This window comes from Mesorhizobium sp. M0152, from assembly GCF_040322415.1.
In the GTDB taxonomy this organism is placed as follows: Bacteria; Pseudomonadota; Alphaproteobacteria; order Rhizobiales; family Rhizobiaceae; genus Mesorhizobium.
Map to the genome: position 1 here is coordinate 109,633 of NZ_JAMYTH010000003.1, position 24,706 is coordinate 134,338.

The 24,706-nt window shown below is 63.7% G+C and carries 23 protein-coding genes; 11 read left to right on the forward strand and 12 right to left on the reverse strand.

All coding sequences use genetic code 11. The annotated features are described in order from the left end of the window. Positions 1-4 precede the first annotated feature (4 nt). Positions 5-928 (reverse strand): DMT family transporter, encoded by a 924-nt coding sequence (locus tag NKJ26_RS04460; protein ID WP_352694001.1) that lies wholly within the window; start codon positions 926-928, stop codon positions 5-7. Between the two features lie 109 nt (positions 929-1,037). Beyond that, positions 1,038-2,318: an amidohydrolase family protein gene (locus tag NKJ26_RS04465; protein WP_352694003.1), complete on the reverse strand. Its 1,281-nt coding sequence runs from the start codon at positions 2,316-2,318 to the stop codon at positions 1,038-1,040. Between the two features lie 153 nt (positions 2,319-2,471). On the opposite strand from NKJ26_RS04465, the gene NKJ26_RS04470 reads away from it, so the two are divergent. Next, entirely contained in the window at positions 2,472-4,226 is a 1,755-nt protein-coding gene (locus tag NKJ26_RS04470) for an ABC transporter ATP-binding protein (RefSeq protein ID WP_352694005.1), read from the forward strand. A 225-nt stretch (positions 4,227-4,451) separates the two neighbouring features. On the opposite strand, the gene ilvD is transcribed toward NKJ26_RS04470, so the two are convergent. Next, complete coding sequence (gene ilvD, locus NKJ26_RS04475; RefSeq protein ID WP_352694007.1) at positions 4,452-6,296, reverse strand: dihydroxy-acid dehydratase; 1,845 nt, start codon at positions 6,294-6,296, stop codon at positions 4,452-4,454. Positions 6,297-6,553: 257 nt separating this feature from the next. Here ilvD and NKJ26_RS04480 point away from each other — a divergent pair, with 257 nt between their 5' ends. Continuing rightward, positions 6,554-7,024 carry a VOC family protein gene (locus NKJ26_RS04480; RefSeq protein ID WP_352694009.1) on the forward strand — a complete coding sequence of 157 codons (471 nt, stop codon included), beginning with the start codon at positions 6,554-6,556 and terminating at the stop codon, positions 7,022-7,024. A 157-nt stretch (positions 7,025-7,181) separates the two neighbouring features. Here NKJ26_RS04480 and NKJ26_RS04485 read toward each other — a convergent pair whose 3' ends face one another. Further along, the gene (locus NKJ26_RS04485) at positions 7,182-8,774 is read right to left on the reverse strand and encodes a peptide chain release factor 3 (protein WP_352694011.1); all 1,593 of its coding nucleotides are present in this window, start codon (positions 8,772-8,774) and stop codon (positions 7,182-7,184) included. A gap of 141 nt (positions 8,775-8,915) precedes the next feature. Between NKJ26_RS04485 and NKJ26_RS04490 the strand changes: the two genes are divergently transcribed. Beyond that, on the forward strand, positions 8,916-9,989 hold the full coding sequence (locus NKJ26_RS04490) for an NAD(P)/FAD-dependent oxidoreductase (protein WP_352694013.1): 1,074 nt from the start codon (positions 8,916-8,918) through the stop codon (positions 9,987-9,989). A gap of 70 nt (positions 9,990-10,059) precedes the next feature. On the opposite strand, the gene NKJ26_RS04495 is transcribed toward NKJ26_RS04490, so the two are convergent. Continuing rightward, positions 10,060-10,284 carry a hypothetical protein gene (locus tag NKJ26_RS04495; RefSeq protein ID WP_352605371.1) on the reverse strand — a complete coding sequence of 75 codons (225 nt, stop codon included), beginning with the start codon at positions 10,282-10,284 and terminating at the stop codon, positions 10,060-10,062. Between the two features lie 123 nt (positions 10,285-10,407). Further along, positions 10,408-10,650, reverse strand: coding sequence for a hypothetical protein (locus NKJ26_RS04500; protein WP_352605369.1), 243 nt, complete (start codon positions 10,648-10,650; stop codon positions 10,408-10,410). 324 nt (positions 10,651-10,974) lie between these two features. On the opposite strand from NKJ26_RS04500, the gene NKJ26_RS04505 reads away from it, so the two are divergent. Beyond that, positions 10,975-11,925 carry a hypothetical protein gene (locus NKJ26_RS04505; protein ID WP_352694015.1) on the forward strand — a complete coding sequence of 317 codons (951 nt, stop codon included), beginning with the start codon at positions 10,975-10,977 and terminating at the stop codon, positions 11,923-11,925. A gap of 52 nt (positions 11,926-11,977) precedes the next feature. On the opposite strand, the gene NKJ26_RS04510 is transcribed toward NKJ26_RS04505, so the two are convergent. Both NKJ26_RS04510 and NKJ26_RS04515 read right to left on the reverse strand, forming a co-directional pair. Then, positions 11,978-12,778, reverse strand: coding sequence for a class II glutamine amidotransferase (locus NKJ26_RS04510; protein WP_352694017.1), 801 nt, complete (start codon positions 12,776-12,778; stop codon positions 11,978-11,980). Between the two features lie 15 nt (positions 12,779-12,793). After that, complete coding sequence (locus NKJ26_RS04515; RefSeq protein WP_027023718.1) at positions 12,794-13,042, reverse strand: DUF6356 family protein; 249 nt, start codon at positions 13,040-13,042, stop codon at positions 12,794-12,796. A 116-nt stretch (positions 13,043-13,158) separates the two neighbouring features. Between NKJ26_RS04515 and NKJ26_RS04520 the strand changes: the two genes are divergently transcribed. The 5 genes from NKJ26_RS04520 (at position 13,159) to NKJ26_RS04540 (ending at position 17,013) form a co-directional block, all read left to right on the forward strand. Then, a complete protein-coding gene (locus NKJ26_RS04520) occupies positions 13,159-13,629 on the forward strand; it encodes an Lrp/AsnC family transcriptional regulator (RefSeq protein ID WP_352694019.1) in 471 nt (156 codons plus the stop codon). Between the two features lie 226 nt (positions 13,630-13,855). Next, positions 13,856-14,341, forward strand: a complete 486-nt coding sequence (gene dut / locus NKJ26_RS04525; protein ID WP_352694021.1) for a dUTP diphosphatase — start codon at positions 13,856-13,858, stop codon at positions 14,339-14,341. After that, positions 14,341-15,006, forward strand: a complete 666-nt coding sequence (locus NKJ26_RS04530) for an HAD family hydrolase (protein ID WP_352694023.1) — start codon at positions 14,341-14,343, stop codon at positions 15,004-15,006. Before dut ends, NKJ26_RS04530 begins: the two co-directional genes overlap by 1 nt. Positions 15,007-15,197: 191 nt before the next feature. Next, positions 15,198-16,001, forward strand: a complete 804-nt coding sequence (locus tag NKJ26_RS04535) for an isocitrate lyase/PEP mutase family protein (RefSeq protein WP_352605357.1) — start codon at positions 15,198-15,200, stop codon at positions 15,999-16,001. Between the two features lie 13 nt (positions 16,002-16,014). Next, entirely contained in the window at positions 16,015-17,013 is a 999-nt protein-coding gene (locus NKJ26_RS04540) for a proline racemase family protein (protein ID WP_352605354.1), read from the forward strand. Here NKJ26_RS04540 and NKJ26_RS04545 read toward each other — a convergent pair. Both NKJ26_RS04545 and NKJ26_RS04550 read right to left on the reverse strand, forming a co-directional pair. Beyond that, positions 17,010-17,726 (reverse strand): sulfate transporter family protein, encoded by a 717-nt coding sequence (locus NKJ26_RS04545; RefSeq protein WP_352605351.1) that lies wholly within the window; start codon positions 17,724-17,726, stop codon positions 17,010-17,012. The genes NKJ26_RS04540 and NKJ26_RS04545 overlap by 4 nt on opposite strands. Before the next feature lie 177 nt (positions 17,727-17,903). Continuing rightward, entirely contained in the window at positions 17,904-18,806 is a 903-nt protein-coding gene (locus NKJ26_RS04550) for an EamA family transporter (protein ID WP_352694274.1), read from the reverse strand. 232 nt (positions 18,807-19,038) lie between these two features. Between NKJ26_RS04550 and NKJ26_RS04555 the strand changes: the two genes are divergently transcribed. Together NKJ26_RS04555 and NKJ26_RS04560 are read left to right on the forward strand one after the other, a co-directional pair. Then, on the forward strand, positions 19,039-20,031 hold the full coding sequence (locus NKJ26_RS04555) for an adenosine kinase (RefSeq protein ID WP_027023726.1): 993 nt from the start codon (positions 19,039-19,041) through the stop codon (positions 20,029-20,031). Between the two features lie 463 nt (positions 20,032-20,494). Next, the gene (locus NKJ26_RS04560; RefSeq protein WP_352694026.1) at positions 20,495-21,205 is read left to right on the forward strand and encodes an antitoxin Xre/MbcA/ParS-like domain-containing protein; all 711 of its coding nucleotides are present in this window, start codon (positions 20,495-20,497) and stop codon (positions 21,203-21,205) included. 27 nt (positions 21,206-21,232) lie between these two features. On the opposite strand, the gene NKJ26_RS04565 is transcribed toward NKJ26_RS04560, so the two are convergent. Then, positions 21,233-23,512 (reverse strand): NADP-dependent malic enzyme, encoded by a 2,280-nt coding sequence (locus NKJ26_RS04565; RefSeq protein ID WP_352694028.1) that lies wholly within the window; start codon positions 23,510-23,512, stop codon positions 21,233-21,235. A 130-nt stretch (positions 23,513-23,642) separates the two neighbouring features. Further along, positions 23,643-24,638, reverse strand: a complete 996-nt coding sequence (locus NKJ26_RS04570; protein WP_352694030.1) for a glycosyltransferase — start codon at positions 24,636-24,638, stop codon at positions 23,643-23,645. Between the last annotated feature and the right edge of the window lie 68 nt (positions 24,639-24,706).

The window sequence follows — 24,706 nt, forward strand, 5'->3', positions numbered from 1 at the left end:
AACCCTAGTTGACGCCCTTCGGCACGTTCTCCGGCGGCACGGCGGTCTCGACCACTTTCTGGCGGTGGAAGATGAACATGCCGGCCAGCACGACGATGCCCGAGCCGACGAGGATGCGTGGACCCGGAACGTCGCCGAAGAACGCCAGTCCGAACACCACCGCCCACAAGAGCAGCGTGTAATGCAGCGGCGCCAGCGTCGAAGCCGGCGCCAATTTGAGCGCCCTTGTGATCATCAGATGCGCGCCGCAGGAGACGATGCCGAGCAGCAGCATGGCGCCGAAATCGAGCGCCGTCGGCGTCTGCCAGGCGCCGATGGCCAGCACGCCGCCGACCACCAGCGTGCCGATGGTCTGCCACGTCACCAGGTTGGTGTCGCTGGTGCCGCGCAGTCGCCGGTTGAGGATGATGGCAAAGGCGAAAGCAATGCTGCCGGCGAGCGCGAAGCTCGACGACAAGGAAAACGCCGCCGAGGACGGCTTCAGCATGATCAACACGCCGCAGAAACCGAGCAGGATCGCCACCCAGCGGCGCCAGCCGACCTTTTCGCCGAGCAAGAGATGCGAGAGTGCCGCGACATAGATCGGCCCGGCCATATAGAAGCTCATGACATCGGCGAGCGGCAGGTAGACGACGGCGGCATAGAACAGCGCGGTGTCGAGCGTGGTCATGACGACACGCAAGATCTGCAACTCAAGCCGTTCCATGCGAAATAGCTTGGCCGTGCCCTGATGGGCGATCATCGGGCCAAGCACGAAGAAAGCACCGATGGAACGGATCAGTACCACCTGGCCGACGGAGAAGCTGGCGACCAGCCACTTGCCCATCGCGTCGTTCAGCGCAAACAGGAAGTCGCCGGCCAGCATCAGCAGAATGCCGGCCAGGAGCACGTTCCCGATAGTCGAATTCCGTGTCTCGGGCTGCGTCATGCCAATCCCGACCCCTCCCTGGCGTAAGCTCGCGTCGTAGACGGAAGCTGCTGCTTTGACGAGGAGAAATCAGGAAATCGGTAAGACCAGCGCCGGGAATCGGCTGGGTCTAGGTGGATATATGCCTGCGGTTCACCAGTGCAGGCCTGCCCGGGACGGAAAGCCTGGTATCCTGCTTGGTCCTTTCCGCCACCACCTTGCCCCTGGCGATGACGCAAATCCGTTCGGCGCGCAAGCGCAAGGCCTCGATCGGATTGCCTGCATCGAGAACGACAAGGCTGGCGCGCTTGCCGACCGCCAGACCGAGATGATCGAGCCCCATGATCGACGCGTTGACGTTGGTGACCATGTCGAAGCAGCGCGCCATGTCGGCCGGGCTCGACATCTGGGCCACATGCAGGCCCATGAAAGCGACGTCGAGCATGTCGGCGGTGCCCAGCGAATACCAGGGGTCGAGCACGCAATCCTGGCCCCAGCCGACGCGGATGCCGAGCGCCAGCATCTCTTTGACCCGTGTCAGGCCACGGCGCTTCGGGAAGCTGTCGTGGCGGCCCTGCAGCATGATGTTGATCAGCGGATTGGGGATCGCCGAAACACCCGCCTCGGCAATCAACGGCAGGAGCTTCGAGACGTAATAATTGTCCATCGAATGCATCGAGGTGAGGTGCGAGCCGGCCACTCTGCCCTGCAGGCCGAGCCGCTGCGTCTCGAAGGCCAGTTGCTCGATGTGGCGCGACAGCGGATCGTCGGTCTCGTCGCAATGCAGGTCGACCATCAGCCCGCGCCTGGCCGCGATCTCGCACAGTTCCGTCACCGAGCGCGTGCCGTCGGCCATGGTGCGCTCGAAATGCGGAATGCCGCCGACGACGTCGACCCCCATGTCCAGCGCACGGATGGTGTTTTCGCGTGCCGTCGGCGAGCGGTAGAATCCGTCCTGCGGGAACGCCACCAATTGGAGGTCGATGTAAGGCGCGACGGTTCTCTTCACGTCGAGCAGGGCCTCGACCGCGAGCAGCCGGTCGTCGCAGACATCGACATGGGTGCGGATGGCGAGCAGTCCCATCGACACCGCCCAGTCGCAATAGGCGAGTGCGCGGTCGCGCACCGCCTCATGCGTCAAAAGCGGCTTCAGTTCGCCCCACAGCGAAATGCCTTCCAGCAGCGTACCCGATGCGTTGATGCGCGGAATGCCGTAGGACAGCGTTGCGTCCATATGGAAATGCGGATCGACGAAGGGTGGCGAGACCAGATTGCCGCGGGCGTCGACTTCGCTCCCCGCCGAGTTCTTCAGTGCGGGCTCGATCGCCGTGATGGTCTCGCCGCTGATGCCGATATCGGCAACCCTGCCATCAGGCAGCGTGCCGCCGCGAACGATAAGATCGAAATCCATCTGTCGTCATCCCGCTTGAAGAATCACCTGTTTCATCGTGTCTTAAAAGACAGCTTGCCGCAGCGGTTTGTTTCCCGGCGACGCCGGTGGTTCCATCTCGCCGCAACTCCCTCTATAAGCCGCCTTCGTCATCCCGGCATCAAGGATCAGCCGTTGTTTCGTTTCTTCCGCTCGACGGAAAACCAGCGCCTCGTCGCAAGGCTGCTCAGGGAATCGTTCCGGCAGCACAGGGCCGGCTACGGCGCCGCCATCCTGTCAATGCTGGTGGTGGCCGGCATGACGGCTGCCAGTGCCTGGATCCTGCGCGAAATAACCAATGAATTCGTGATCCACAAAAGGATCGACCGCGTCAATGTGATCGCCGTGGCGGTCGCGGCGATCTTCATCGTCAAGGGCATCGCCAATTTCGTCCAGACCTACTTCATGAGCCGCGTCGGCAACGCCATCATCGCCGAACGGCAGCGCAAGATCTATGACCGCATCCTGGCGCAAGGCATCGAGTTCTACCATTCGACCTCGTCATCCGACCTGATCACCCGCATGACCAACAACGCGCAGGCGGCGCGTAGCGTGCTCGACCTCATCGTCACCTCCTATGTGCGGGATCTGGTGACCCTGGTCGCCCTGGTGCTGGTCATGATCGTGCAGCAGCCGGCGCTGTCGCTGATCTGCTTCGTCGTCGGCCCCCTTGCCATCTACGGCGTCAACCGCATCCTGAAGCGTGTCCGCAAGTTCGCCGCCATGGAGTTCCGCTCACTTGGACAGATCGTGCAGGTGATGCAGGAAACGGCAATCGGCGTGCGCGTGATCAAATCTTTCAACCTCGAAGGCGCGATGCGCAAGCGCATGTACAAAGCGGTGTCGGACGTCGAGGACCGGGCCAACAATATCGCCACGCTGGAGGCGGTCACCAGCCCGGTGATGGAAACGCTCGCCGGACTGGCGATCGCCGGCGCCGTCCTGGTCAGCGGCCTTCTGGTCCTGCAGGGCGGCCAGACGCCAGGCAGTATCATGGCCTTCATCGCCGCGCTGCTGCTTGCCTATGAACCGGCAAAGCGTCTAGCCCGGGTGCGGATCTCGCTGGAGACCGGCATTGTCGGCGTGCGCATGATGTTCCAACTGGCCGACGAACCGCTGACGCTGGCCGAGAAGCCGGACGCAACGCCGCTTCTGGCCGGACCGGGCGAAATCCGGTTCGACGCGGTCGGCTTCGCTTACCAGAACGGCCCGCCGGTGCTGGACCGGTTCGACCTGACCTTCACGCCCGGCAAAATGACGGCATTGGTAGGGCCCTCCGGCAGCGGCAAGTCGACTATTCTTAACCTGATCATGCGCATGTACGATCCGCAGAGCGGCAAGGTGCTGTTCGACGGCCAGGACATCTCCCACGCGACGCTCGCTTCGCTGCGTGAAAAGATCGCCTATGTCAGCCAGGACACGTTCCTGTTTGCCGGCACGATCATGCACAACATCCGGCTCGGGCGGCAGGAAGCGACCGACGAAGAGGTGATTGCCGCCGCAAAGGCGGCCAACGCGCACGACTTCATCAGCGCCACGGCCAAGGGCTATGAGAGTGATGTCGGCGAGAATGGCGGCCTGCTGTCGGGCGGCCAGCGTCAGCGCATCTCGATCGCGCGCGCCATGCTGCGCAATGCCGAAATCCTGCTGCTGGACGAAGCGACCAGCGCGCTCGACGCCGAGTCGGAGGCGCTGTTCCGCGATGCGCTGCAGCAACTGACGGAGGGGCGCACCACGATCGTCATCGCGCACCGCCTGTCGACCGTGCATCAAGCCGACACGATCGTCGTGCTGGAAGCCGGCAAAGTAGTGGAGAGCGGCCCGCACAAGACGCTGCTCAAGCAGGGCGGGCTTTACCAGAAACTTTATGAGTATCAGCTGATGCCGTGAGCCTTACCCTCCCCCTTGTGGGGAGGGTCGCTGCGCAGCAGCGGGGTGTGGGTCGGCGCCGCACCCCCACCCGGACCTTCGATCCGACCTCCCCGCAAGCGGGAGGTAGGGGTCGCAGCCTAGAGCGGTTCATCGTTTCACGGAACGGTGAACCGCTCTAACTCTTTGTTTCAACGCAATTCCGGACGGAAAACCGTTTCACACTTTTCCTGGAATTGCTCTAACTCACTCCGGCACGTGCCTCACCGCGCCCTTGTCGGCGCTGGTGGCGAAGGCCGCGTAAGCGCGCAGAGCGGTCGTCACCTTGCGCTTGCGCTTTTCCTCGGGCTTCCAGGCGTCGGCCCCCTTGGCCTCCATCGCCGCACGGCGGGTGGCGAGTTCCTCGTCGCTGACAGCGAGGCGGATGGTGCGGTTGGGAATGTCGATCTCGATCGTGTCGCCTTCCCTGACCAGCCCGATCGTGCCGCCTTCGGCTGCTTCCGGCGATGCATGGCCGATGGACAGGCCCGACGTGCCACCCGAGAAGCGGCCGTCGGTGATCAGCGCGCAGGCCTTGCCGAGGCCCTTCGATTTCAGATAGCTGGTCGGGTAGAGCATCTCCTGCATGCCGGGGCCGCCGCGCGGCCCTTCATAGCGGATGACGACGACGTCGCCGGCCTTGATCTCGTTGGACAGGATAGCCTTGACGCTGGCGTCCTGGCTTTCGAACACGCGCGCAGGGCCGGTGAACTTCAGGATGGACTCGTCGACGCCGGCGGTCTTCACGATGCAGCCGTCGAGCGCGAGATTGCCTTTCAGCACGGCGAGGCCGCCGTCTTTCGAAAACGGCGTCCGCGCCGAGCGGATGACGCCCGTTTCGCGGTTCGTGTCGAGTTCATCCCAGCGGCGATCCTGGCTGAAGGCGACCTGCGTCGGCACGCCGCCCGGAGCCGCGAGGAAGAAATCGCGGACGTTCTGGCTGGTGGTGCGGGAAATATCCCAATGGTCGAGCGCCTCGCCGAGGCTCGCGGTATGTACCGTCGGCAGATCGCGGTTGATCAGTCCGGCTTCGTCGAGCTGGCCCAGGATCGCCATGATGCCGCCGGCGCGGTGGACGTCCTCCATATGCACATCGGACTTGGCCGGCGCCACCTTGCACAGCACGGGCACCCGCCGCGACAGCCGGTCGATATCCTCCATGGTGAAGTCGACCTCGCCCTCATGGGCGGCGGCCAGGATGTGCAGCACCGTGTTGGTCGAGCCGCCCATGGCGATGTCGAGCGTCATGGCGTTCTCGAAGGCGGCCTTCGAGGCGATGCTGCGCGGCAATGTGCTCTCGTCATCCTGTTCGTAATAGCGCTGGGCCAGATCGACGACGAGATGGCCGGCTTCGACGAACAACCGCTTGCGGTCGGCATGCGTTGCCAGCGTCGAGCCGTTGCCCGGCAACGACAGGCCGAGTGCCTCGGTCAGGCAGTTCATCGAATTGGCGGTGAACATGCCCGAGCAGGAGCCACAGGTCGGACAGGCCGAGCGTTCGATGACCTTGACGTCCTCGTCGGAGATCTTGTCGTCGGCGGCCGCGACCATGGCGTCGACGAGGTCGAGCGCCTGCGCCTTGCCGGCCAGCACCACCTTGCCGGCTTCCATCGGACCGCCGGAAACGAAGACCGTTGGGATGTTGAGGCGCAGCGACGCCATCAGCATGCCGGGCGTGATCTTGTCGCAATTGGAAATGCAGACCATGGCGTCGGCGCAATGCGCGTTGACCATGTATTCGACCGAGTCGGCGATCAGTTCGCGCGACGGCAGCGAATAGAGCATGCCGTCATGGCCCATGGCGATGCCGTCATCGACGGCGATGGTGTTGAATTCCTTGGCGACGCCGCCGGCCTTCTCGATCTCACGCGCGACCAGCTGACCGAGGTCCTTCAGGTGGACATGGCCCGGCACGAACTGGGTGAAGGAGTTGACCACCGCGATGATCGGCTTGCCGAAGTCGCTGTCCTTCATGCCGGTGGCGCGCCAGAGGCCGCGGGCGCCGGCCATGTTGCGGCCATGGGTGGTCGTGCGGGAACGATAGGCGGGCATCGATTTTTCCTTGGCTGGCTGGCGGCGCTCGATGCGGAGCGTGGCGGCACTGAATTCGGATCGCAGGCCTTATAGACGCGCTAGCCTGGTCTGGCCACAATTTTGCGATGCGCCAGATTTTCAAGAAGAAATTCGAGGGCCACTGTCGGATTGGGTTCGGCCCCTGCGTCCTTGGGACAACGGATGGATCACGGCACCAGTCGCCCGGTCGTCCGTTTCATGATTGAATTACACAAAACCAGCCCGAGGAGCACGACATGCAAAGGATCACCACCTGCCTGTGGTTCGATGGACAGGCCGAAGAGGCGATGAACCACTACGTCTCCATCTTCAAGAATTCGAAGGTGCTGAGCGTGTTGCGCTGGCCCAAGGGCCATGCCGACGAAGGCAAAGTGCTGCTGACCACGTTCGAGCTCGACGGCGTGCCATTCCAGGCGCTCAATGGCGGCCCGAACTTCAAGTTCAACGAGGCGATGTCGCAGTCGATCGACTGCAAGACACAGGAAGAGGTCGATTACTTCTGGACCAAGCTCACCGAGGATGGCGGCGAGCCCGGCGTGTGCAGTTGGCTGAAGGACAAATTCGGCGTCTCCTGGCAGGTCGTGCCGGAACAGCTGCCACGGCTGCTGCTGGATCCGGACCGGGAAAAGGCCGGCCGGGTGATGAGCGCCATGATGCAGATGGGCAAGATCGACATCGCGAAGATCGAAGAGGCGGCGAAGGGGTAAGAAGCGGCCCGCGTAGCTTGGCCTTTCGCGTTTCGAAATGCCTTGGGCCTGCGAAGGGCAGGGCAAATTGCCCGTTGGTTTTCGAGGTCGGCGCTGCCCCTCATCCGCCCTTCGGGCACCTTCTCCCCGTGAACGGGGAGAAGGAAAAAGCGGGGCCTTACGCCGCCTTGTCGCGGACCTGGTAATCCTTGATCGTGGCGAAGCGGATCGCTTTCCAGCGTTCGGCTTCGTAATTGAGCGAGAAGGCGTGCTGGGCGAGGAATACCGGATCGTTGTCCAGGTCGCGGGCGATGTCGCCGCGATGCGCCTCTATGAAGCGGAGGACCTCCGCCTTGTCGTCGGCCGATATCCAGCGACAGACGGAAAAGCGCGACATCTCGAATTCGACGGGCAGCGTGTATTCGAAGTTCAGCCGCTCCTTCAGGACGTCGAGCTGCAGCGCACCGACGACGCCGACGATGGCGGGCGAGCCGTCCTCGGGCGAGAACAGCTGCACGACGCCCTCCTCGGCCATCTGGTGCAGCGCTTCCTTGAGCTTCTTGGCCTTCATGGCGTCGCCCAGGCGGACACGGCGCAGGATTTCCGGGGCGAAATTCGGCACGCCTCGAAACAGGATTTCCTCGCCCTCGGTCAGCGTGTCGCCGATGCGCAGCGTGCCATGGTTGGGTATGCCGACGACGTCGCCGGCAAAGGCTTCGTCGGCGGTGACGCGGGTGCGGGCAAAGAAGAACTGCGGCGCCGACAGGCTCATCGGCTTGCCGGTGCGCACCAGCTTGGCCTTCATGCCGCGCTCGAGCTTGCCCGAGCAGACACGCACGAAGGCGATGCGGTCGCGATGGTTGGGATCCATATTGGCCTGGATCTTGAAGACGAAGGAGGTCATCTTCTCCTCGGTCGCCTCGACCTTGCGGGTGTCGGCCTCCTGCGCGCGCGGCGGCGGACCAAAGGCGCCGAGCGCCTCGATCAAGTCGCGCACGCCATAATTGCGCAGCGCCGAGCCGAAATAGACCGGCGTCAGATGGCCCTCGCGGAAAGCGTCGATGTCGAGCGGACGGCAGGCTTCGCGCGCCAGTTCAAGTTCCTCGATGAAGGCCTCGCGTTCATTTTCCGGCAGCAGGCCGGCGACGCGGTTCGAATCGGGACCGTTGACCGGCGCGCGCTCCTTCTCGTCGTCGCCCTTGCGCACGGCGTTCAGCGCCAGGTGGTAAGTGCCGGAAAACGTCCTGCCACGGCCGATCGGCCAAGTGATGGGCGCGGTATCGAGCGCCAGCTTCTGCTCGATCTCGTCGAGTATCTCGAACGGATCGCGGCTTTCGCGATCCATCTTGTTGATGAAGGTGATGATCGGGATGTCGCGCAACCGGCAGACCTCGAACAGCTTCAGCGTGCGCGGCTCGATGCCCTTGGCGGCGTCGATGACCATGACGGCGGAGTCGACCGCCGACAGCGTGCGGTAGGTGTCGTCGGCGAAGTCCTCGTGGCCGGGCGTGTCGAGCAGGTTGAAGACATTGTCCTCATATTCGAAGGTCATCACCGAGGTGACGACCGAAATGCCGCGCTCGCGCTCGATCTTCATCCAATCGGATCGGGTCTGGATGCGGTCCTTCTTGGCCTTGACCTCGCCGGCAAGCTGGATGGCGCCGCCGAACAGCAGCAGCTTTTCGGTGAGCGTCGTCTTGCCGGCGTCCGGGTGCGCGATGATCGCGAAGGTACGGCGGCGTGATACCGCCTGTTCGATGTCTTCAGCCAATTTTTGGAATCCTGTCTGTGGCGCCGGCTTCTAGCAGCGCTTTTCCGGCCTGTCGAACAGATTTGCCCGGATTGACCTGCTGGGACTTGAGATGGGCCTGCCGCGATGGCATCAAAAGGCCCAGTTCAATCGAGGGTCGACATGAACACCGCGAAAGAAGTGATCGTCATCGGTGCCGGCATTATCGGCGCCTCGATTGCGTGGCATCTGACCAGGGCGGGCGCACGGGTGACGGTCATTGCCGACAGTGCCGCCGGCGGGGTGGCGACGCCGAACTCCTTTGCCTGGATCAATGCAAGCTGGGGCAATCCGGAGCCGTATTTCCGGCTGCGTACCCGCGCGATGGGCGAATGGACACGGCTGGCGCGACAACTGCCCAGCATTCCGCTCTCCTGGTGCGGTGGCCTGTGCTGGGACCTACCGGCGGACAAGCTCGAATCCTATGCCACAGAGCATTTGTCCTGGGGCTACGGCATCCGCCGCGTCGGCCGTGACGACGCGGCGCGCATCGAACCCAATCTCGCCGAACTCCCAGATTTTGCGCTGCATGTGGCCGCCGAAGGCGTCGCCGAGCCGGTGGCCGCCACTCGTGCGCTGCTGGCCGATGCGGAACGACATGGCGCACGCATCATCTCCAGCACGGTCACGGCTCTGGCCGGGACCGGCGGCAAGATTAGCGGCGTGGACATATCGCACGGTGTTGTTGCCGCCGATGAAGTGGTGATCGCGGCCGGTGCCGGCTCGCAGCATGTCGCCGCGACAGTCGGCGTCAACCTACCGATCGAAACGCCGCCCGGCTTGATCGTCCACTCGCGACCTTACCAAAAGCTGCTCAACGGGCTGGTGCTGGCCGAGCGGCTGCACATGCGCCAGACGGCGGAGGGCCGCATCATCGCCGGCTCGGATTTCGGGGGCGCCGACCCGGGCATGGATCCGCAAGTCACTGTCCGCGAACTGTTCGCGGCCATGAGAGCCATGCTGCGCGGCAGCGAGGGGCTGGAACTGGATTTTCACACGGTCGGCTATCGGCCGACGCCAATCGACGGTTTTCCGATCATCGGCCGCGCCGATGGCATGGACAGTCTCTACGTCGCCGTGATGCATTCCGGCATCACGCTGGCGCCGGCCGTCGGCCTGTTCGCGGCCCGGGAAATCCTCGACGGCGAGCGCGATCCGCTTTTAGCGCCCTATGGCTTGTCGCGCTTCGCTCAATAGCCTCGTGGACGGCGAAAGCCGCCGGTCAATGGCCGCGCGGGTCATCGATCCGGCGCCGGCGAGCAACAGCCTACAGGAAATTGAAATACAGCGCCGGCGGGTACTGCGTCCCGTCGGTGGCTGGCGCCTTTGCATCCGCAGCCGGCCTAATCCCGCCTGTCGATGCGTTGTCGAGCGGCGGCCGGGTTGCCTGCGCCTTGGCGGCATCGTCCGGCGTCAGCAGAACTTTCTTCTTCGCCTCCGCTGCCTGCGACAAGGCAAACAGCACCAGCAATGCGGACAAAACGAGTTTCATGACGGTTTTCCTCTCTGGCTCCAAAGCGCTCCGCATTTTCTGGATCCCCGATGCATCACGCCCAAGTTCTCGTCTCACGCAAGTCGTCTCAAACAGCCCCGCGGCCATGCGCTGCTTCGTGGCTCACTGCCTGAAACCGGACTGATCGAGCAAGGCGACCTGCTTGCCATCGACGTAGAAGCGTATGGCGTGCGCCTCATTGTCGACGTCGATGCGCGTCGGCTTTGCGGCGAGTGCCACGGGTGCGGCCCTGACATATTTCGAAGGAAATTCACCCGCCGGGGCGTATCGGAAGAGCAGCGCCAAAGCGATACAACCCGCGGTGAATACAATGAACGTCAGTCTGGAAGAGGCGTTTGAGGTCATCTGGTCGTTCCTTCAGGTTGAGGTGGCATTACGGTTCGGTTGCTACCAGGGTCCTTGAGCCTGGTTTCGCCGTTGCTCGAATTGGAGCGTGTCACGCTCTGCGAAGGAAGGGACGTGCTCAGCCCACGTTCAGCACGTTTTTTGCCGACGATATGCCCCTTGCCCTCCGCGAGCTTAGCGCCGGCCCGCGAACCGAAAAGGCAGCCCGTGTGGAATACCGTGGAATTCTCTGGAATTCCTGGAATATTAGCCAATGGTAAAGTAAAAATGGGAGAATAGGTCGCCGCGTGTTGTGGCAGACAGCGAGCAGCAAGGAGCCGCCGTATGGCACAGCACATTGCGCAGAAATTGCGGCTGACTTCGGCGTTGCTGGGGACCGTCACCCGCAAGGAACTGGCGGCGGCTTTCCGGGCCGTCAATCCGAAGACCGCGTTCGACCTCGGCCGCGCCGACAAATGGCTGCAGGGCCGCGCCCAGCCACGCGAGCACAGTGTCTATGACGATTGGGCGAAGCTGCTTCGCCTGGAGCAGCCAGGCGCATGGATCGCCGACTGCGACCTGCCGCACTTCACCGCCGCCATAGCGGCCCGCCACGGCATCGACAGCGCAGTGCTCGAACGCCGCGCCGTCACTCAATTCGAGACCTCGTCCAGCCATGAGGAGCGTAGCCTCGCCTTCGCGCTGACCGGAACCTACGCATGCTATTCACGCGCCTGGTCGCCCTACTATCGCGGCCAGTTCATCAAGGGCATCCTGTCGATCGAGGCAGGACCTGGCCTGCATGGTCTGACCGCCACTTATCGCGAAGCCTTGCCGACGGGCCAGTTGGTGCTTGGCGGCCCGGTCACGCCGGCCAAACGCGCTCTTTACGTGCATCTGAAGGAAGCCGGCGGCGATGCCCAGTTCTTCATCAGCCTGTTGCCGCAGTCGCAGCCGGGAAGCGTGCTTGGCGGCTATATGTGCGGAACCGCCATTATCGGCCCGGAGGCGCTGCCGTCACTGACAAGAATCCTCGTCGTACGCCTGCGCGATCCGGCGCCAGGCGCCACCTTGTGGGGCGGATACCTGCTGCCCGACCAGTCGATATCGGAGGATCTGGCAACGCTCGGCATAACCATCGAGCAGCCGGAGCAGATCGACCGACAGCTCATGCGGTTCCTGGTTGGGGGCAGCGATGGCGGCATCCACCAGGTCCCGCCGGCCGAGTTCCGCGCCATCCTCGATGTCTTCGATCGCCATTGGCTGAGGCATTCCAGCGCGCCGCAAAGCCCCTGAATGGTGGTAGCCTGCCGAGGACGCTGTCCCGCGACGTTGGCCTCATTTGCGACTAGACGGCCAGTGCCAGCTTCGCCGCGGCCGGAACAAACGGACGAATGGCAATGCCATCACGGGCCATCGTGACGAAGCTCGACGGCGGGATCGCCTGCCAGTCGCCGCCCTCGCGATCGAAGGGTTCGGACACGATGCAGCGGCCGCCGCCCTTGCGCAGGACTGAGGTGTAGAGCGTCGGCGCGTGGGCGTCGGTGGCATAGCGCACCGCATGCAGCGCCTGTCCGTCCGAGAAGGCGGCGGTGAGCTTCAGCGCCGGATCGAGACCGGCGCGGCGCGACGCCTCGATTACCCGGCTGGTGGCGCGGGAGACAGCACCTTGCGGGTCATCCGGCAGGCCTTCGTCGATCATCAGGAGAAAAAACAATTCGGAATCGGTGGTGCCTTCGCGCTGGTCGAAGATGGCATCGGACAGCGAATTCTCCAGCGCGCGGCGGATCTTCTCGAAACCGCCGATCTGGCCGTTATGCATGAAAGACCAGTTGCTGGACACGAAGGGATGGCAGTTCATGCGGCTGGTAGCGCCGCCGGTCGACGCACGCACATGGGCGAGGAACAGGCCGGATTTGATCTGCCGGCACAGGCTTTTCAGATTGGGATCGGACCAGGCCGGCAGGATGTCGCGGTAGAGGCCGGGCTCCGGCCGGTCGCCATACCAGGCGAGGCCAAAGCCGTCGCCATTGGTCGGCGACTTCGCCTCCTGGGCGCAATGGCTCTGGGCGATCAGCGAGTGACAGGGCGCGGTGAGGATGTCTTCGAGAAAGACCGCTTCACCGAGATAGGCCGCCCATCGGCACATCGCTTCTGTCGTCCTCTAGGCGCGATCCATAAGAGCCGCAGGCTCCTTGATCGCGTGTGTGCCTCTGTTGTGAGTCCGCTCGTAAAGTTCGCGAACGATTCGGCTGGCGGTAGTCTCAAACAGAAATGGCAAGAAAGCGTGAACGAGCGCTGCACAAGCCGCCATCAGCAACCGCGATGAGAACCAAGCGGCAAAGGCCATATGGCCGAAATAGGTTTCGCCGACCTTGGCCGGATGAGAGGTAAAAATCCTTGCGACCGACATGCTGGTTCCCCTTCAGCGCTTTGAAGTTCCTGATATGAGTATCCTGACATGCTTCGTCGGTTCATTGGTCTCAAAATGTCCTTGCGTTTGGCCAGTCCGCGGGACAAACATCCCACATGACGTTGGAAATCGACGAAATCGACCGAAAATTGCTCACCGAGTTGCAGCGCGACGGCACGTTGTCGGTCGACCAGTTGTCGGAACGGGTGGCATTGTCGCGCAACGCATGCTGGCGCCGCGTCAAGCGGCTTGAAGAGGATGGCGTCATCACCGGGCGGGTGGCGCTGGTCGACGCAGACAAGCTCGGGCTTGGCCTTTCGGTATTCATTCTGGTCCGTACGTCCAATCACGATCCCGACTGGTTGCAGAAGTTCCGCGCGGCGGTCACCGGTCTTCCGGAGATCATCGGGGTCTACCGCATGTCCGGCGATCTCGACTATGTGCTGCGTGCCCGCGTCGCCGACGTGAAGGCCTACGACCGGCTTTATCAGCGGCTGATCGCCAAGGTGGCGCTGTCGGATGTTTCCGCCTCCTTCGTGATGGAGGAGATCAAGGAGACGACGGTCGTTCCGATGGAACTGCGCTAACGGCGGCGCATTCGAGATTGGCCGACGCAGGAGCGAAGCTCCGCCACCAAGACCCGAGGATGATGAAGCGATGGGTCTTCTCGCCAGTCGCCGATCCGTCAGCGCAACCAACCCACCAAAACTTCTGCACCGAGAAACTAAGCCATAGTAACGCCCGAAAGAAAGCCGTTGATAGCGGTGTAGTCGAGTTGACCGAATCGCCGTTCGCGCCGATAGGATCGATTTTATGCGCGCAGCCCTTCAAACTCCCTCCGTCATCGGTCCGACTGTCGGCATCGTCAGGTTGCCCCATGGTGAAGGACTTCCCCTCCCCGCCTATGAAAGCACCGGCGCCGCCGGCATGGACCTGCGTGCCGCGGTGCCTGACGACAGGCCGTTGCTGATCCTGCCGGGCAAACGCGCCCTGGTGCCGACAGGGCTGATCCTGGAAATTCCGGAAGGCATGGAAGGCCAGGTGCGGCCGCGCTCGGGCCTCGCCTTCAAACACGGGCTGACCTGCCTCAACACGCCCGGCACCGTCGACAGCGACTATCGCGGCGAGGTGAAGGTGCTGTTGATCAACCTCGGCGACGAAGACTTTGCCGTGACGCGCGGCATGCGCATCGCCCAGATCGTTTTCGCAGCGGTGACGCAAATGGCGATCGAGGAGCGTTCGCTGGCCGGGAGCACGACACGGGGCGTTGGCGGGTTCGGATCGACTGGCACCGCCTGATGCAAGGTCCCCTGCCGAAACTCGTCATCTTCGATTGCGATGGGATTCTGGTCGACACCGAGAATCTTGCCAATCGGCGCCTCGCCGAATGGCTGACGGCCGCAGGCTATGCGACCAGCTTCGAACATTGCCGCAAGAATTTTTCCGGCCGCAGCATGGCGTCGGTGCAGAAAGAGATCGAAGAGGAGACGGAGGTCAGGCTCGGGGCCGATTTCGTCGAGCGCTGGAATGCCGGCCTGCCGGACCTGTTCGCGCACGGGGTCGAGGCCATTCCCTACGTCCGTGAGTTCATCGAGGCCGTCCGCGCGGCCGGCATCGCCTATTGCGTCGCCACTTCGGCCAGGGTGTCGAAGATGCACATCACGCTTGGCCAGACCGGGCTGTTGCCGCTGTTCGAGCATGCGATGTTCAGTTCGACGATGGTCGCCCGTGGCAAGCCGTTTCCCGACCTGTTCCTGCATGCGGCAAAGACGATGGGCTTCGCGCCAGCCGACTGCATCGTCATCGAAGACAGCGTCGCCGGCACGCAGGCAGGCATCGCCGCCGGCATGCGGGTGTTTTCCTATCATGGCGATCCCCATTCCGACCGTGACGGCCTGATCCAGGCCGGCGGCATCCTGTTCGACGACATGCGTGAACTCGCCGGACTGGTGCCCATCCACTGATCTGATCTTCAGCCCATGGGTCGTAGGGCCTCGATTGTCCGTGCTAGCTTGGCACCGGCAACTCGCGGCCACGCATGAGCGTTTGTCAGCAGAGAACGCCAAACGCTTCTGAGCCAACGGCATTCGTTTGCCCGGGCAAGGACAGCAAGCTAGAATCCACTTCGCCAACCGCACATGATGGGGGAATTCTCATGGACAAGGGCAAGATCTTTCGTGACCTGCATGCATCGAGCTTCGTCATGCCCAACCCCTGGGACATCGGCACGACGAAACTGCTTGGTTCCTTCGGCTTCAAGGCGCTGGCGACGACCAGCGCCGGCTTTGCCTTTTCGCGCGGCCTGCCGGACGGGGCTGTAACATTCGACGCGATGATCCACCATTGCCGCGAGGTGACGGCAGCGACCAGCCTGCCAGTCTCGGCCGATCTCGAAAAGGGCAAGGGCGACAGCGCCGAGCAAGCCGCCGAGACTATCTTCGCGGCTGAAGCGGCCGGCCTTGCCGGCTGCTCTATCGAGGACCACACCGGCGATCCGGAAAACCCGATCTACGATTTCTCGCACGCGGTCGAACGCGTCGCGGCGGCGGTGGAGGCGGCCCGCGCGTTGAAGCGGGATTTCGTCTTCACCGCGCGAGCCGAGAATTTCCTATGGGGCAAGTCCGACCTCGACGACACCATCAAGCGGTTGCAGGCCTTCGAGAAGGCCGGCGCGGACGTGCTCTATGCGCCAGGCATCGGCGACGTCGAAATGGTCCGCACGATCTGCGCGGCAGTCACCAAGCCGGTGAACGTCATGGCGAGACCTGGCTTCACCGTCGCCGACCTCGCCATGGCCGGCGTGAAACGCATCTCGCTCGGGCCATGGCTGACCAATTTCGCCTATGGCATGCTGGAGACGGCAGCGCGCGAGATCCAGCAGGACGGTACGTTCGGCTTCACCCGCGCCGCCATGCCGTTCGGCAAATTGCAGGCGCTGTTCGCCGAACCTTCGGCTTGATGGGGCCTGTTGCATGACACTTGCCGTCGTCGACATGCATACGGGTGGCGAGCCGCTCAGGATCGTCACCGGCGGCTATCCCGATATCCCGAAAGGCACCATCCTGGAAAAGCGCGCCTATGTGCGCGACCATCTCGATCATCTCAGAAAGATCCTGATGTTCGAGCCGCGCGGCCACTACGACATGTACGGCGCCTTGCTGGTCGAACCGGACCTGCCCGGAGCCGATCTCGCCGTGCTGTTCATGCACAATGAGGGCTATTCGACCATGTGCGGCCATGCCATCGTCGCGCTCGGCCGCTACGCCGTCGATGAAGGGCTGGTGGCGAAGCGGGAGCCGGTGACGACGGTCAACATCGAGGCGCCGTGCGGTTTGGTCATCGCCTCGGTCGAGATCAGGGACGGCAAGGCCGGCGCGGTGTCGTTCGAAAGCGTGCCGGCATTCCTGTTCGCCGGCGACCAGCACATCGAACTGCCAGGCCATGGCACGATCGGCTTCGACGTCGCCTATGGCGGCGCCTTCTACGCGCTGGCCGATTGCCACCAATTCGGCCTCGAATTCGGTCGCGACCGGGTGCGCGATTTCGTCGATGCCGCAACATCGCTGACTGGAAAGCTGAAGAAGGAATTTCCGCTGTGGCATCCCGACCATGCCGATCTCGCCTTTCTCTACGGCACCATCCTGACCGACGGCCTCGACGCGTTTTCGGGCGGGGTAACGAAGAATATCTGCGTCTTCGCCGAAGCCGAAGTCGACCGTTCGCCGACCGGCTCGGGCGTCACCGCCCGGCTGGCGGCCATGCACGCCAAGGGCGAGATCGGCATCGGGCAGACGCGCACATTCGAGAGCATCGCCGGCTCGCGTTTTTCCGGAGCCGTGGCGAGGCCGGCCAAAGCCGGCCCGCACGAGGCAATCATCGCCCGCGTCGGCGGCCGCGCCTACTATTCCGGGCGAGCGGAATTCATCGTCGAAGCCGATGACGAGCTCGGACGCGGGTTCCTGTTGCGTTAAGCGCGCCTATATCCGGATCTGGCCGCTTCCCGCGCCGAAATCGCCTTGTGCAGGTGAACCATCATGGCCGCGGCGAAGAGCGGCGTCACCAGGTTGAGCAGCGGCACGGCAAGGAAGGCTGATATCACCAGCCCGGCAAGAAACACCGTGCCGGCATAATGCCTGCGCAGGCTCCTGGCTTCTTCCTCCGGGCGAAAGCGCATTGCGGCGAATTCGAAGAACTCGCGCCCGAGCAGATACCCGTTGACGATGAAGAAAGCGGCGATGTTGATGCCCGGCACCAGGAGAAGCAGCAATGCGACGATGTTGCCGAGAATGACGACGCCGAGGAATCTCATCGACAGCACCAGCGACCGCAGAGCCGGCATGGCGCGCCCGATCGGCTCGTCGGGATAATCGGTACGCTCGACCACTTCGGCGACATCGTCGAGGAAAAGGCCGGCGACGATCGCGGTCACCGGCGCGATCAAAAGCGCCATGCCGAAGGCAAGCGCGATGGCGGCAATGATGCCGCCCAGCCAGCCTGCCCAGGACGGCATGCCAGGCAACAACGTGTGGAGCCACGGCAGGGCCAACCACTCGACAAGGCTGGCCAAACCGAACCACAAGGCCACCAGCGCCAGCAAGGTCAGGCCCAGCGTCTTGGTGAACACCGGACGGAACTCAGGTGAGAACAACTGGCTGGCGGCGGCGCGGGCGGCGCTGGAGATCACGATGCTTCCAACCTCAGATCGATTAGACCGTCCCGCAAATAAGAGACCCGCTTGCCCGTCACAAGCACGGATTGCTATTTCCGAACGCTGGCGCCGCCCTGCCTGCCGCTGACTTCGACAATTGTCGGTCTCCGCCCCAAGTCGGAAACTGTCATTGGTCTGAAGCGATTGCCTTGGCTATCGAGCGAGCGCCGGCATTCGAACCGGGATGGTCATGGCAGCGACGCCAGCAACGATAAAACCCATTCCCAGCCATGCCGTCGAACCCAGGCTTTCGCCGAGGAAGAGGGCGCCGATGCCGACGCCGATCGGCACGCGCAGATAAGCCTGCGACGTCGTGCCGACCGAACCCAGCGTCTGGATGAGGCGGAAATAGATGACGAAGGCCAGCGCGGTCGAAAAGACCGACAGGGCGAGCAGGGCCAGGATCGACGCGGTCGATGGCATCTGCGTCCACGGCTGGTCGAACACAAGGCTGAGCGGCACGAGCATGATTGCGCCGCAGAGCATCGACCCGGCGGCCGGCAGCATCGGGTCGAGGCCCTTGAAGCCACGACCGAAGATCGCGGCGCCTGCATAGCAGACCGTTGCCGCGACGATGGCAAGCTGCGCCCAGAGCTGGTGGCCGAGACCATCCAGCGCCTGGGTGCCGATGATGAGGCAGATGCCGGCAATGCCGGCGCCGACACCAAGCAGTTTGCGCGTCGTGACCGGCTCGTGGCGGGTGATCAGCGCCGTGAGCAGGAAGGTGAAGATCGGCGAGGTCGCGTTCAGGATGGTGGCGAGGCCGGCATCGACCGAGCGCTCGGCCGCCGCGATCAAGGTGAACGGCACGACGCTGTTGAGGCATGCCTGGAAGGCGAAACGGCGCCAGCTTGCCGCATCGCCCGGCATGGCGAGCCCGCGCCAGCAGATGATTGCAAACAGGATGCCGCCGGCGATCAAGGTGCGAGCGGCAATAAACGTGACCGGCGGGATCGTCTCGACTCCGATTTTGATGAAAGTGTAGGAGGCGCCCCACAGCACCGCCAGCAGGGCGAGCAGCGCCAAATCTGTGGTCAAATCGTTTCTTGCGCGCATGGGCTGGCTCACTTCGGGCCGGGATCGAACAACCGTGTTGTAGGCGACGCCGCGGCGAAATGCTTCGGCCACGGTCGAATTGTCGCCGTGCCTGGCGACGATCAGGATTTCGACCTGTTCTGGCGTGATTCGCCAAAGTTGCGCGCCGCGTCTAGGCAAAGCCGTTGCGAATCGCTAGACCCGCGCCCGGCCGGCGTGGCAAGAAGCCGGCTGGGTTTTGGCGGAGACTTCGATGCCGGATTATGACGTGCTTTGCATCGGCAATGCCATTGTCGACATCATTGCCCAGTGCGACGAGGAATTCCTCGAGACCAACGGTATCATCAAGGGTGCGATGAACCTCATCGATACCCATCGCGCCGAACTGCTCTACAGCCGCATGGGCCCGGCGATCGAAGCGTCTGGCGGCAGCGCCGGCAACACGGCGGCCGGTGTCGCCAGCTTCGGCGGCCGCGCCGCCTTCTTCGGCAAGGTCTCCGACGATGCGCTCGGCGAGATCTACGCGCACGACATTCATGCGCAAGGCGTCGCCTTCGACACCAGGCCGCTCAAGGGCGAGCCGCCGACGGCACGCTCGATGATCTTCGTCACCCCCGACGGCGAGCGCTCGATGAACACCTATCTCGGCGCCTGCGTCGAACTCGGCCCGGAGGACGTGGAGGCCGACAAGGCTTCCGGCGCCAAGGTCACCTATTTCGAGGGCTATCTGTGGGACCCGCCAAGGGCCAAGGAAGCGATCCGACAGACGGCCAAGCTGGCGCACGCAGCGGGCCGCGAAGTGTCGATGACGCTGTCGGATTCGTTCTGCGTCGACCGTTATCGCGATGAGTTCCTGGATCTGATGCGTTCAGGCACGGTCGACATCGTCTTCGCCAACAGCCACGAGATCAAGTCTCTCTACCAGACATCGTCCTTCGACGAGGCGCTGGCGCAGATCCGCAAAGATTGCCGTATCGCCGCCGTGACGCGGTCTGAAAAGGGTTCGGTCATCGTGCGCGGCGACGAGACGGTGGTCATCAAGGCGACCGCGATCAAGGAACTGGTCGACACGACCGGCGCCGGCGATCTCTACGCCGCCGGCTTCCTGCACGGCTACACGCAAGGCCGCGACCTCCAGACCTGCGGCGACCTTGGCTCACTGGCGGCCGGCTTAGTTATCCAGCAGATCGGACCAAGGCCCCGGCAGAACTTGCGCCGCGAAGCCGAACAGGCGGGATTGCTGTAGCGATCGTCGAGCTGCCGATCTCCCCCCTCGTGGGGGAGATGGCCGGTCCACCCTCCGCAGCTGCTGCGGAGGACGGGCAGGCCAGAGGGGGGCGCTGTCCCGCGAACATCTCAGCTGATCGCAATTCCGCCCTCAGGCTCGTTCTCGCCTAGTCGCGAGGATACAGCAGGTCTGCGCTCTACGGCGCCCCCCTCTGCCCTGCCGGGCATCTCCCCCACGAGGGGGGAGATCGGCAGCGTCGACGTCCCGCTCCCGTCGCGCAGTTGTCACACATCGCACCTACACGCAAATCGAGGCGCTCCGCGACTGACATTTCGGGGCGCCCTCAGTCAGTTGGGATGTAGAAATGCAAGACAGCATCTTGTCGGGTCGCTGCATCTGTTGCCAGTACGATTTCCGCTTTCACCATAGCCCTTGAACAACGGCCGCAGTCGGGGAGGAGTGCGGCCGAGAAGACAGATGCATGAACAGATTTCCAATCCCTACCGGTATCACGCAGGACGACTTCGCGGCGATGGTCGCGGAGCACGTCGAACGCGCGCTCGCCCGGTATGACGAGGCCATCAACAAGCCCACCATGGTCTCAGTGGGCAAGATCGCCGGCAGCATAGCTTCCGCCGTCACCTTGCTGTCGCCGAAGCACCAGCGCGCCATCGACACCATCCATGCCGACCTTCCCGGCCTCGCCTCGAAATTCGTGCGCGCGCTGGCGGCGGAAGCCGCGCGGCGCGGCGAGGCCGGCACCGCGACAAGCTCGCCGGCGGCATCGCTCGCGGATGTCGATGGGCGGGCCCTGCCGAGCCCACGCAACCAATCCGACGATCTCGAATCGATGCTGATCGAGGATTGGGCGGGACGGGTCGCCGGCTCGACCTACCTGGAAGACAATTTGCACATTGCGCGGTCGACATTGCACCGCTGGCAAAGGCGGGGCGACGTCGTTGCCTTGCGCAAGGGCGGCCGCAAGCATGTCTTCCCGCTGGCGCAGTTCGTCGACGGCAGGCCGGTGGCGGGCATAAGCGGCGTGCTGTCCCTGATCGGCAATCCAAGGCTGGCGTGGCTATGGATGACGCGCCCCGCGGCTGAGCTCGACGGCCGCATGCCGATCGACCTGCTCCGCCAGGACCAGGTCGACGAGGTCGTCGAGGCCGCGCGCGTATTCGCGCCGGGGTGAAGGCCGCGCGGGTTCGAACCTCGCTGATCAAGCCCCCGCCGTGTAGGCCGCGATCGCCGCCATGTTTACGATGTCTGAGTCCTTGGCGTTCAGCGAGACGATCTGCACCGGCTTGTTCAGTCCCACCAGCAGCGGGCCGATCACCGTCGAGCCGCCGAGTTCCTGCAGCATCTTGGTCGAGATCGAGGCCGAGTGGAACGCCGGCATGATCAGCACATTGGCCGGGCCGGTCAGCCTCATGAACGGGTATTGGGCCATGGCGCGGGCGTTGAGCGCGACGTCGGCGGCCATTTCGCCGTCATATTCGAAATCGACGCGGCGCTTGTCGAGGATGCGCACGGCCTCCTGGATGCGCTCGGAACGCTCGCCCTGCGGATGGCCGAAGGTGGAATAGGCGAGCATGGCAAGCCTCGGCTCATAGCCCATGCGCCGCGCGAAGCCCGCCGCCTCCTCGGCGATATCGGCGATCTGCTCGGCATTCGGCATGTCGTGCACGGCGGTGTCGGCGACCAGCACTGTTCGGCCCCGCGCAAGCACGATCGAGACGCCGATGACGCGGTGGCCAGGCTTGGCGTCGATGATGCGCCTGATATCGTCGAGCGCGGTGGAATAGTTGCGGGTGACGCCGGTGACGACACCGTCGGCATCGCCCAGCGCCACCATGCAGGCGGCAAAGTGGTTGCGGTCGTTGTTGATCAGCCGCTGGCAGTCGCGGAACAGGAAGCCTTTGCGCTGCATGCGCTCGTAGAGATAGTCGGTGTAGATCGAGTTGCGGCGCGACAGCCGCGCGTTGATGATCTCGAGGCCTTGTTTGTCGAGGTCGATGCCGGCATGCCTGGCGTTCTCCTTGATGACGTCGTCGCGGCCGAGCAGAATGGCGGTGCCGAGCCGCTGGTTCACATAGGAAACGGCGGCGCGCATGACCTGCTCCTCCTCGCCCTCGGCGAAGACGATGCGCTTGGGCTGGCGGCGCACGCGATCGTAGATGCGCTGCAAGGTCGAGGCGATCGGGTCGCGACGGGCGGACAGCTCCTGCGCGTAGCGGTCGAGATCGAGGATCGGTTTGCGGGCGACCCCCGAGTCCATCGCCGCCTTGGCGACGGCGATCGGAATGGCCGAGATGAGGCGCGGGTCGAACGGCACCGGGATGATATAATTGGGTCCGAATTTCGGCCGGTTGCCCTGGTAGGCGGCGGCAACGTCGTCGGGCACGTCCTGGCGCGCCAATGCCGCCAGCGCACGGGCCGCCGCGATCTTCATGTCGTCATTGATGGTGGTGGCGCGTACGTCCAGCGCGCCGCGGAAGATGTAGGGGAAGCCAAGCACGTTGTTGACCTGGTTCGGATAGTCCGAACGCCCGGTCGCCATGATGGCATCGGTGCGGATTTCAGCCACTTCCTCCGGCGTGATTTCCGGGTCGGGATTGGCCATGGCGAAGATGATCGGGTTCTTGGCCATCGACCGCACCATGGCGGTGGTCAGCGTGCCTTTTGCCGAGAGGCCGAGGAAGACATCGGCGCCGTCGAGCGCCTCGGCCAGCGAACGCGCCTCGGTCTTGACCGCATGTGCCGACTTCCACTGGTTCATGCCTTCGGTGCGGCCCTGGAAGACCACGCCTTTGGTGTCGCACAGGATGATGTTTTCCGGCGCAAAGCCCATGGCCTTCATCAGTTCGATACAGGCGATGCCTGCCGCGCCGGCGCCGTTGCAGACCATTTTCGTGGTCTTCATGTCGCGGCCGGTGATCTCCAGCGCATTGATCAGGCCGGCGGAGGAGATGATGGCGGTGCCATGCTGGTCGTCATGGAAGACCGGGATGTCCATCAATTCGCGCAGCCGCTGCTCGATGATGAAGCACTCCGGCGCCTTGATGTCCTCCAGGTTTATGCCGCCGAAGGACGGACCGAGGAAGCGTACGCAGTTGATGAACTCGTCGGCATCCTCGGTGTCGACCTCGAGGTCGATGGAATCGACATCGGCGAAGCGCTTGAACAGCACCGCCTTGCCTTCCATCACTGGCTTGGAGGCCAGCGCGCCGAGATTGCCGAGGCCAAGGATGGCGGTGCCGTTGGAGATGACGGCTACCATATTGCCGCGCGTCGTGTAGTCGAAGGCGCGGCTGGGGTCCTCGGCGATGGCCAGAACAGGAACCGCTACACCAGGCGAATAGGCGAGGCTCAGATCGCGCTGCGTCGCCATCGGCTTGGTGGCGACGATCTCCAGCTTGCCGGGCCGACCCATGGCGTGGAATTCGAGTGCTTCCTGTGCGCTGACGGACGGACCGCTGTTCTCGGTTTTCCTGGCCATATGTCTTGGTTTCCTCACCCGTTCAGCACCGCTTGAGACGGGTGCTTCTTGTCGTTCCGGATTAAGGCCAGATGCCGCCGCTGTAAACCTGCACCCGTCAGGGCGATGTCTCGCCGGTCACCGAAAATGTTCAGGCGACCGGCAGCGCCGCGATGTGCAGCGCCTGATCGCGCACCGGCGCCCAGCGTGTCAGGCCTTCGGTGCCTGAAAACGGCCATGTCTCGAATGGCGGAGCGCTGCTGCCCTTGCGCCGCAACAAGGCCGACAGGTAGTCCATCAACTCGGCGCGGTGAGCGCGAACCTTTTCCAGCGTCCTGCCGCGGATTTCCTCACGCGGTATGGCGCGGTCGCGCAGCCGCTCGACGGCGCGGCGAACGGCGGTGGGGTCGGGCTCCACGATCGTGCAAAAATCCGGATCGAAGTAGACGTCGCGTCCGCCGAGGCTGGGAGTGCTGACGATCGGCAGCCCGGCCATCAGGTACTCCATCGAGGAATACATCGCCCCCTCCTCGGCCGATAGGCAAAGGCCAACGGCGGCCTGGTTGTATACGCGATTGACCTCAGGCGCGGGCAGCTTGGTGGTCATGCCGTCGGCGATCGCGTTGGCGATGTGGTGCAGCGGCGATTGTGCCTGCAAGCGGCGGATAAAGGCACGTGCACCGGCTGGCGGTATCTCGCCAATCGAAAAGGTGATGTGGACCAGCCTTTCAATGTCGAGCGCGAGATAATGCCGCTTGGTATGCGAGATTCGGCCGTTGTAAACGGCATCGAATGCGACGCGCACCTCCGGGAGGGGGCGGAACATCTCCTCAGAGACCATGAGATTGTGGTTGGAGACGATCGCGGTGCCGCCGGCCATAGTGACAAGTCGCCGCTCCTCCTCGGTGTTGCAGAAGAAAAGCAGCTCGTGAAGCGGAAATCGCTCGCGATACCAGATGAGATCCCTGCCCATCCTGGCGACGACCGCCGGCCGCTCCAATGTCCAGTTCGGGGACAGCAGCAAGGTCGCACGCCGCTTTGCCAGACGTCGGCCGATGGCGGCAATGGTGGAGAGCGGGCGCGCGCCACCGATCGGCGTGTAGAGTATCAACGGATCGTGACTGACCGCATAAACCGAAACGACCATGCCGCCGTCGAGATCCCGCAGAGGGCCATGGACAGGAAGCAGGAAGGGTATCCGCTTAGCTGCTGAAA

Bases quoted from the DNA above. Each gene is read 5' to 3' on its own strand.
- ilvD (WP_352694007.1), bottom strand. From the start codon at position 6,296: ATGCCCGCCTATCGTTCCCGCACGACCACCCATGGCCGCAACATGGCC.
- NKJ26_RS04505 (WP_352694015.1), top strand. From the start codon at position 10,975: ATGGCACAGCACATTGCGCAGAAATTGCGGCTGACTTCGGCGTTGCTG.
- NKJ26_RS04550 (WP_352694274.1), bottom strand. From the start codon at position 18,806: ATGCGCGCAAGAAACGATTTGACCACAGATTTGGCGCTGCTCGCCCTG.
- NKJ26_RS04560 (WP_352694026.1), top strand. From the start codon at position 20,495: ATGAACAGATTTCCAATCCCTACCGGTATCACGCAGGACGACTTCGCG.
- NKJ26_RS04515 (WP_027023718.1), bottom strand. From the start codon at position 13,042: ATGTCGGTCGCAAGGATTTTTACCTCTCATCCGGCCAAGGTCGGCGAA.
- NKJ26_RS04500 (WP_352605369.1), bottom strand. From the start codon at position 10,650: ATGACCTCAAACGCCTCTTCCAGACTGACGTTCATTGTATTCACCGCG.
- NKJ26_RS04520 (WP_352694019.1), top strand. From the start codon at position 13,159: ATGACGTTGGAAATCGACGAAATCGACCGAAAATTGCTCACCGAGTTG.
- NKJ26_RS04565 (WP_352694028.1), bottom strand. From the start codon at position 23,512: ATGGCCAGGAAAACCGAGAACAGCGGTCCGTCCGTCAGCGCACAGGAA.
- NKJ26_RS04510 (WP_352694017.1), bottom strand. From the start codon at position 12,778: ATGTGCCGATGGGCGGCCTATCTCGGTGAAGCGGTCTTTCTCGAAGAC.
- NKJ26_RS04535 (WP_352605357.1), top strand. From the start codon at position 15,198: ATGGACAAGGGCAAGATCTTTCGTGACCTGCATGCATCGAGCTTCGTC.
- NKJ26_RS04540 (WP_352605354.1), top strand. From the start codon at position 16,015: ATGACACTTGCCGTCGTCGACATGCATACGGGTGGCGAGCCGCTCAGG.
- dut (WP_352694021.1), top strand. From the start codon at position 13,856: ATGCGCGCAGCCCTTCAAACTCCCTCCGTCATCGGTCCGACTGTCGGC.
- NKJ26_RS04530 (WP_352694023.1), top strand. From the start codon at position 14,341: ATGCAAGGTCCCCTGCCGAAACTCGTCATCTTCGATTGCGATGGGATT.
- NKJ26_RS04555 (WP_027023726.1), top strand. From the start codon at position 19,039: ATGCCGGATTATGACGTGCTTTGCATCGGCAATGCCATTGTCGACATC.
- NKJ26_RS04460 (WP_352694001.1), bottom strand. From the start codon at position 928: ATGACGCAGCCCGAGACACGGAATTCGACTATCGGGAACGTGCTCCTG.
- NKJ26_RS04490 (WP_352694013.1), top strand. From the start codon at position 8,916: ATGAACACCGCGAAAGAAGTGATCGTCATCGGTGCCGGCATTATCGGC.
- NKJ26_RS04480 (WP_352694009.1), top strand. From the start codon at position 6,554: ATGCAAAGGATCACCACCTGCCTGTGGTTCGATGGACAGGCCGAAGAG.
- NKJ26_RS04465 (WP_352694003.1), bottom strand. From the start codon at position 2,318: ATGGATTTCGATCTTATCGTTCGCGGCGGCACGCTGCCTGATGGCAGG.
- NKJ26_RS04570 (WP_352694030.1), bottom strand. From the start codon at position 24,638: ATGGTCGTTTCGGTTTATGCGGTCAGTCACGATCCGTTGATACTCTAC.
- NKJ26_RS04495 (WP_352605371.1), bottom strand. From the start codon at position 10,284: ATGAAACTCGTTTTGTCCGCATTGCTGGTGCTGTTTGCCTTGTCGCAG.